Below are 6,841 nucleotides of genomic sequence, written 5' to 3' on the forward strand. Positions count from 1 at the left end.
GCCGGCGCGCGCACAGTCCAGGTCCTACAGCCGCAGCAGCCGTTCCGTCACCTCGCGGTACGCGCGCAGGGCGACCCGCAGCTCCTCCGTATCCGACTCCGCCGAGCGGCCCTCGCTCGCGCCCTGCCAGTCGGCGCGGAGGGAGTGACTCCGTTCGGTGAGGGCGGCCGTGATGCGCTTGACGGTTTCGTCCAGTACTTCCGCCGCCTCCTCGACCGCGTGCCGCGGTCCGTCGACGAAGCCGGTGAGGGACTGGTGCAGGCGCAGGGTCAGCTTGTCGCGCTCCTCCGGCGAGATGAGCTGCATCGCCGGGTGCGGGCCCTGCGGCGGCGAAGGCTCGGGGTGCCCGGGCGACTCGGTCTGCTCCGTTTCGTACGCCATCAGGCGCCACTCCCCTTCGGCTTCAGCAGATGTGCGCGCCGACCGCGCCCCGCCGCACCGGCCCCGTGCCCGCGACTGTCCTCGGGACGGGCGGCGATCAGGGCCTCGAACAGTGCGCGGCCGTGGACCATCGCCTCGCGCAGCTCCTCCGTGTTCGCCTGTCCGCGCGCTGCGCGGTGCACCCGGCGGTAGCCGCCGACCTGTTCCGCGTGGTGTACGGACAGGGCGGCGAGCTGCTCCTCGTACCGCGCGGCCTCGGGGAAGCCCCGCTCCCCCGCGAGCCGGGCCAGCAGTTGGTCCGCCTCGGCCACCGACTGGTCCGGGGAGTCGACGAAGCGCTCCTGGAGAACGGCCCATTGGGCGATGTACAGCTCACGCGTCTCGTTCGTCAGCGGCCGCGTCTTCAGTTCGCCGTGGCGCTTGACGCGCTCCTTCAGTTCACGTTCGGCTGCCTTGGTGTCGCCGTCGTGGCCGACGACGGACCGGTCGTACTCGGGCCCGAACCGCCGCTTGAGCCCCCTTCGGCTCTCTCCCCTGCCTGGTCCGAGGTAGAGCACCGCGGCGGCGGCGATGACGAGCACGGCGACCAGAGCAACGATGATCAGGACTGTGGACATGGCTGCCTTCCCGGTTCACGATGGGGCATTCCACAAAGCGAGTTGCCCGCAATCCGTCGGTCAAACGGACCGCGCTCGCGCGCCGTGCCGGCGACCGTCACGGTGAAAGAGTCCGCTCGCCCGCGTCGGCGGCCGTGCTCGCGCGACGTGTCGACTCCGCCGTCCGGCGGCGTTTGCTGATCCGCAGATAGACCAGCGCCGCTCCGGTCACCACCAGTGGCCAGACCAGGTACCTGCCGCTCATCGCGAGCAGGGCCACGACCGCGACAAGTGCGGCCAGGGCCGCGGCGCGCCCCTTGCTGCCTCGCGGCAGCAGGCGGACGGCCGCGGCGACCCCGATCGCGTACACCGCCACGAACGAGCCGTTGGCCAGCAGCACCAGTGGCTCCACACCGGCATCCGTCATGACGACGGCCAGCAGCACCACGAACGCCAGTCCGGAGACGACGCCCAGGCTGCGCCGCGGCGCCTCGCCGACCATGCTGCCGCGGGTCAGCCAGGCAGGCAGCGCCCCGTCCCGGCCGAGGGCGGCACCGAGCTTCGCGGCCCCGGCGTAGTACGCGTTCATGGTGCCCAGCGTCAGCAGTACGGCGGCCGCGGCAGCCAGCAGCCGGGCTTCGCCGCCCAGCCCCTTGGCCATGAGGTCGCCCAGCGGCGCGTCCGTGTCCGCCGCCGCGGAGCCGAGCACGGTGACCACGGCGAACGCCACCGCGAGGTACAGCACACCCACGACCACGACCGCCGCTGCCGCGGCCCGCGGCAGGTCCCGGGCCGGGCGCCGGAACTCCGCCGCCAGGTGCGTGATGGCCTCCCATCCGGCGAAGCTCCACACCAGCAGCACCGAAGCCGATCCGATCGCAGTCCAGCCGTGCGGCGCGAACGGCTGGAGGTTGTCCATCCGCGCGTGCGGCAGGGAAAGTCCCACCGCGACGAGCAGCAGCAGGGCGAGCAGGGCCGCGAGCGCGAGCTGCACCCGCCCCGTCATCCGCAGGCCGACGGCGTTGGACGCGGTGACGACCGCCATCAGCGCCATGGCGGTCACAGCGGTGGTCGTCCTGCCGCCGCCCAGAGCCGAAGAGACGTACGCGCCGCCGAACAGCGCCGCGGCGCTCGCACCCGGCGGCACCGCACAGTAGAAGCACCAGCCGACCACCGCCGCGGTCCGTTCACCGAAGGCCAGCCGCGCATAGGTCGACACCCCTCCGGCGTCCGGATAGCGGGCGCCGAGCGCGGCGAAGGTCGCGGCGAGCGGCACGGAAAGGATGACGAGACCGAGCCAGGCCAGCAGCGACGCGGGGCCTGCGGCCTCGGCCGCGAGCGCGGGAAAGGTGATCACGCCGGTCCCCAGCACAGCGCCGATGTACAGTGCCGCGCCCTGGGGTGCGCTGAGCCGGCCACTCGCGGGCCGGATGTTCGTATGGCTCATAGCTGCACCCTGGCTGACCTGGCCGACTGTGGACCATCGGCAGAATTGCCATGATGCGATAAATTACTGCCATGAGCCGACACGTCGTGGCCGTCGCCGTTACGGAGGGGGCGCCCAGCTTCGAATTGGCCATCCCGTGCGAGGTCTTCGGCCTCGACCGCAGCGACATCGTGGCGCCCTGGTACGAGCTGCGGATGTGCGCCGCGGAGCCCGGACCTGTGCGGAGCACGTCCGGGCTGACGGTCGACGCCCCGTACGGCATGGACGCCCTGGTCGAAGCGGACACGGTCATCGTGGCCGCGTGCGCCCGCCCCGTGCAGATCGCCCCGCCACAGCCCCTTGTCGACGCGGTGCGCAAGGCGCACGAGATGGGCCGCCGGATCGTCTCGCTGTGCAGCGGCGCGTACGTCCTCGCCCACGCCGGGCTGCTGACGGGCCGGCCGGCGACGACGCACTGGATGAACAGCGGCGACTTCGCGCACCGGTTCCCGGACGTCGGCTTCACGCCGTCCGCGCTCTACACCGAGGACGGCAACATCCTCACCTCGGCCGGCAGCGGAGCCGCCATCGACCTGTGCCTGCACCTGGTGCGCCGGGACCACGGTTCCGCGGTCGCCAACGAGGTGGCCCGCCGTATGGTCGTGCCGCCACACCGTGAGGGCGGCCAGACTCAGTACGTCACGCCCCTGGTGCGGCCGGAGGAGGACGACGGTCTCGAGCCGGTGCTGCGGTGGGCCCGTGAGAACCTCCATGAGGCGCTCACCGTCCCGCAGCTGGCCCGCGTGGCGCGTCTGAGCGAGCGAACCTTCGCCCGCCGGTTCCGCGACACTCTGGGGACCACTCCGCTGCAGTGGCTCCTCCAGCAACGAGTGCGGCTGGCACAGGAGTTGCTGGAGACCACCGACGAGCCGGTGGAACTCATCGCCGGGCGTACGGGCTTCGGCACGGCGGCCAATCTGCGGCACCACTTCCGGCGGATCACGACCGTGTCCCCGCAGACGTACCGCCACGTCTTCCGCCATCGCGCGGGCAGGCAACTCGCCGGACAGGCCTCCCCGTTGCCCTGAGGGCGAGCTACGCCCCGGGGGTCGGCTATTGGCCTGGCGACCTACGCCCCGGGGGCTAAGCGCCGGGCGGCCGCCGGTCGACCGGGCGCAGGATGCCCAGCAGCAACTGCACCAGCTCGTCGACAACCTGATCGAGCGTCGCGTCCACCCAGCCCGCCCTCCAGTCGTGCAGGAGACCGTTCACGCTTCCGATGAAGGCCGCCGCGGCGACGCGATAGTCACGAGGCGCCGCCTCACCTCGCTCGACCGCCGCTGCCGCCTCGGCGCATATGAGGTCAACCCATCGGGAGCGCCGGGCCAGGCGCTGCTCCTCCAGCCGCGGACTGACACCGATGATCTCGACGAAAGTGATGCGGATACGACGCGGGTCGCCGGTGACGTTGGCGGCGTAGGCACGGAAGGTAGCCGTGGCGCGTTCCGCGATCGGCAGACCGTCGGCACCTGCGAGCGCTGTCAGGGCGGCTTCCTCCGCCCAGTCGTTGACCTGCAGGTGCAGCGCGGCCAGTACGTCTTCGAGGGTGCGGAACTCCTCGTAGAACTGGCGGGTGGACAGCCCCGCGGCCTCGCTCAGCGCCGCCACGGTCGTGGCGCGGTAGCCGGGGCTGTCGCCGAAAAGCTGCAGCCCGGCGTCGAGGAACCGCTGACGCCGGTCGGCCTGCCGCTCCTCTGCGGACCTGCCCGCGTAGCGGCCGGTGGGTTGTCTGAGCCTGCCCGCCACTGGCCCTCCCTCACTCGTCGGTCCTGGCATTTTCTCGTGTCGTGAGTCTTGTGGAGTGTCCCGCGTCTGGCTACTTTCCAGTAGCCCCAGTCTGAACGCACGCGTTTTCAGACTGGGCTGCTGGCACCGCTCTTCGCACAAGCCGCACCCGACTCCCCCACGGAAGGGACGACGATGTCCTTGCCCACAAGCCGGCGTTCACGGCAGATCGTGTCCGTGCGTGTTCCCCAGCGCCGCGCGTCCCTGCGCGTACTCAGCGCTCTCGCCGCAGCGTTCACCATGGTGGGCACGGGTTCCGCCACGGCGGCAGCCCCACCTGACGGCGCCTCCGGCCTCAAGGAGGTGATGTTCGTGGGCAACAACTGGGACGGCACCGCCGACGTCATCGCGTCCAAGGGCGACTTCTCCAGGATCGGCCGCATCAACGTCATTCCCGACAAGGACCAACGGCTCACTGAGATCTACCTCAACCCGGTCAAGCTCATCTACTTCCTCGGCATCCGCAACGGCCCCGGCGAGGGACACGATCAGTTCGTCGACGACATGTACTCCACGCCCGACGGATCGGCCATGGTCGTGTCCCGTCCGAGCTTCGCCGACGTCGTGTCGATCGACCTCACCACGGGCCGGATCAACTGGCGCTTCCCCGTGTCCGGTTACCGCTCCGACCATATGGCGGTCTCCCCCGACGGCACGCGCGTGGCCGTCTCGGCCTCGACGTCCAACACCGTGCATGTGCTCGACATCCGCACCGGCAAGCAGGTCGGGTCGTTCAAGACCGGGGACAAACCCCACGAGAATGTTTTCACCAACGGCGGCAAGTACCTCTGGAACATGTCGATCGGCGAGGTCAACACCGCGCTGGACGACCCCGCGTGGGACTGGACGAAGGGCGACCGCCGCATCACCGTCGTCGACGCCGCCACCTTCAAAGAGGTCAAGGTCATCGACATGCGCGGGCGCCTCGACGCCTTCGGCCGCAAGGACCTGTCCGACGCCGTCCGGCCCGTCGCCTTCACGCCGGACGAGTCGAAGCTGTACTTCCAGGTCTCCTTCTTCAACGGCGTCGTCGAGTACGACGTCACCTCCGACCGGATCGCCCGGGTGAAGACGCTGCCGAAGAACCCCGCGACCAGCGAGGACCGCACCACCTGGGTCAACGACTCCCGCCACCACGGAATGTCGGTGAACCCGGCGGGCGACAAGCTGTGCATCGCCGGGACGATGGACGACTACGCGACGATCGTCGACCGGGCAACGCTCCAGGAGGGGCCGCTGGTGACGGCCTCGAAGCCGTACTGGGCGACCGTGAGCGGCGACGGCAGATCCTGCGTCATCTCGGAGAGCGGCGCGGACCGCGTCACCGCCATCGACTTCGCCACCGGCAAGAAGGTCGCGTCCGTGGCGGTGGGCGACCATCCTCAGCGCGTACGCATCGCACATGTGGCGGCCGACTGGACCGGTCCTGGCGCGGGCTGATCGGGAGCGGCTACCTGGGGGCGGATCTGGGCGCCAATCCGCCGGGTCACGGCGCGCTACGCCGTGGGCGGACACTCTTCCGTCCGTAGTCGAGGCTGCCTAATCTGGATTACATGATTACAACCGAGCAGGAACAGGTGCTGCGCGGCTGGTTCGCCGGGCGGATACCTGAAGGACTCTTCAGTGAGCTCCTGGACGTGACCGTGGACCGTGAGGAGATCACCGTCATCGGCCGCATCCCGGAGCCTGACCTCGACGCCGAGGCGACCGAGGCGGAACGCGACGCGTCCCGGGAGGGCCGCATATCGGAGTTCCGGGAACGTACCCGCGAAGAGCGCATCGAGGTGGCGCGCGAGGCCGAGCGGCGGTTCAGGCGCAAGGTCTCGTGGGGCGTGGAGTGCGGTGACAAGCGAGCCATGTACACCACCGTCTCCGCGCCGGTGATGACGCGGCTTCGCCAGCCCGAGCGCCAGGTGCTGGACACCCTGATCGCCGGCGGCGTCGCCCGAAGCCGCAGCGAAGCACTGGCCTGGTGCGTCCGCTTGGTGCAGCGCAATGCGGACACTTGGCTGAGCGACCTGCGTGACTCCCTCCAGCATGTCCAGGAGGTGCGCGCTCAGGGGCCCGACACCGAGTAGGACACACCTGGAACAGGCCGGCTTCCTGAGCCCGGCCCGGCCTCTCCGGCGGACCCGGCAGCGGCCGCCGCCGGGCGCGCTGCGGCCGTTGTCAGTGCCACGCGAGATGCTTGACGGTCCGACACCTTCCAAAGGAGGCAACCGAGATGACCGATCATGAGCTCGCCGCGGCACAGGCGTACGTACGGCTGCTGGAGACCACCCGGGCTGTCCTCGCCGACGCGCGACAGGCTCCGCTCGCGCTTCCGCTGCTGACCGTCCCGATCACCGAGGCCGACGAGGCGTTGCGCGCCATCGGTCTGGCCGGGAACGAAGCCACCTTCTTCCGTCTGGTCGCCCGGCTTCGGACCGGCCGGCCCGAGGACAGAGGGCAGGACAGCCGGGCGGCTTGACGCGCGCTCGGGGTTCGAACGTGCTCGTCTAGTAGGACTCCGTTAGGTTGCTCTGGCTCTTGGGTTCTGGCTGGTGGTGGATGTTCTGGGCAGGGGGCGGTGGCAGGTGGTGCAGGTGCCGGT

The 6,841-nt window shown here is 70.4% G+C and carries 8 protein-coding genes; 4 read left to right on the plus strand and 4 right to left on the minus strand.

What is annotated here, in order from left to right:
• Window positions 1–24: 24 nt before the first annotated feature.
• From ACFYWY_RS26665 to ACFYWY_RS26675, 3 genes are all read right to left on the minus strand, one after another.
• Window positions 25–381: a hypothetical protein gene (locus ACFYWY_RS26665; protein WP_389190550.1), complete on the minus strand. Its 357-nt coding sequence runs from the start codon at window positions 379–381 to the stop codon at window positions 25–27.
• Window positions 381–998, minus strand: coding sequence for a hypothetical protein (locus ACFYWY_RS26670; RefSeq protein WP_389190551.1), 618 nt, complete (start codon window positions 996–998; stop codon window positions 381–383). The genes ACFYWY_RS26665 and ACFYWY_RS26670 overlap by 1 nt, the downstream gene beginning before the upstream one ends.
• 97 nt (window positions 999–1,095) lie before the next feature.
• The gene (locus ACFYWY_RS26675; protein WP_389190552.1) at window positions 1,096–2,424 is read right to left on the minus strand and encodes an APC family permease; all 1,329 of its coding nucleotides are present in this window, start codon (window positions 2,422–2,424) and stop codon (window positions 1,096–1,098) included.
• Window positions 2,425–2,495: 71 nt separating this feature from the next.
• Here ACFYWY_RS26675 and ACFYWY_RS26680 point away from each other — a divergent pair, with 71 nt between their 5' ends.
• Window positions 2,496–3,491: a GlxA family transcriptional regulator gene (locus ACFYWY_RS26680; protein WP_389190553.1), complete on the plus strand. Its 996-nt coding sequence runs from the start codon at window positions 2,496–2,498 to the stop codon at window positions 3,489–3,491.
• Between the two features lie 55 nt (window positions 3,492–3,546).
• On the opposite strand, the gene ACFYWY_RS26685 is transcribed toward ACFYWY_RS26680, so the two are convergent.
• On the minus strand, window positions 3,547–4,209 hold the full coding sequence (locus ACFYWY_RS26685) for a TetR/AcrR family transcriptional regulator (RefSeq protein WP_389190554.1): 663 nt from the start codon (window positions 4,207–4,209) through the stop codon (window positions 3,547–3,549).
• 279 nt (window positions 4,210–4,488) lie between these two features.
• Between ACFYWY_RS26685 and ACFYWY_RS26690 the strand changes: the two genes are divergently transcribed.
• From ACFYWY_RS26690 to ACFYWY_RS26700, 3 genes are all read left to right on the plus strand, one after another.
• Window positions 4,489–5,688 (plus strand): YncE family protein, encoded by a 1,200-nt coding sequence (locus ACFYWY_RS26690; protein WP_389190560.1) that lies wholly within the window; start codon window positions 4,489–4,491, stop codon window positions 5,686–5,688.
• Between the two features lie 113 nt (window positions 5,689–5,801).
• On the plus strand, window positions 5,802–6,326 hold the full coding sequence (locus tag ACFYWY_RS26695) for a hypothetical protein (protein WP_389190555.1): 525 nt from the start codon (window positions 5,802–5,804) through the stop codon (window positions 6,324–6,326).
• Window positions 6,327–6,472: 146 nt separating this feature from the next.
• Entirely contained in the window at window positions 6,473–6,718 is a 246-nt protein-coding gene (locus ACFYWY_RS26700) for a hypothetical protein (protein WP_389190556.1), read from the plus strand.
• The last annotated feature ends 123 nt before the right edge of the window (window positions 6,719–6,841 follow it).

Origin of the sequence: Streptomyces sp. NPDC002870, from assembly GCF_042888505.1 — a bacterium.
GTDB lineage: Bacteria > Actinomycetota > Actinomycetes > Streptomycetales > Streptomycetaceae > Streptomyces.

Excerpts from the sequence above, each read along its gene's own strand:
- ACFYWY_RS26675 (WP_389190552.1), bottom strand. The coding sequence starts at position 2,424 with ATGAGCCATACGAACATCCGGCCCGCGAGTGGCCGGCTCAGCGCACCC.
- ACFYWY_RS26665 (WP_389190550.1), bottom strand. The coding sequence starts at position 381 with ATGGCGTACGAAACGGAGCAGACCGAGTCGCCCGGGCACCCCGAGCCT.
- ACFYWY_RS26670 (WP_389190551.1), bottom strand. The coding sequence starts at position 998 with ATGTCCACAGTCCTGATCATCGTTGCTCTGGTCGCCGTGCTCGTCATC.
- ACFYWY_RS26680 (WP_389190553.1), top strand. The coding sequence starts at position 2,496 with ATGAGCCGACACGTCGTGGCCGTCGCCGTTACGGAGGGGGCGCCCAGC.
- ACFYWY_RS26690 (WP_389190560.1), top strand. The coding sequence starts at position 4,489 with ATGGTGGGCACGGGTTCCGCCACGGCGGCAGCCCCACCTGACGGCGCC.
- ACFYWY_RS26695 (WP_389190555.1), top strand. The coding sequence starts at position 5,802 with ATGATTACAACCGAGCAGGAACAGGTGCTGCGCGGCTGGTTCGCCGGG.
- ACFYWY_RS26700 (WP_389190556.1), top strand. The coding sequence starts at position 6,473 with ATGACCGATCATGAGCTCGCCGCGGCACAGGCGTACGTACGGCTGCTG.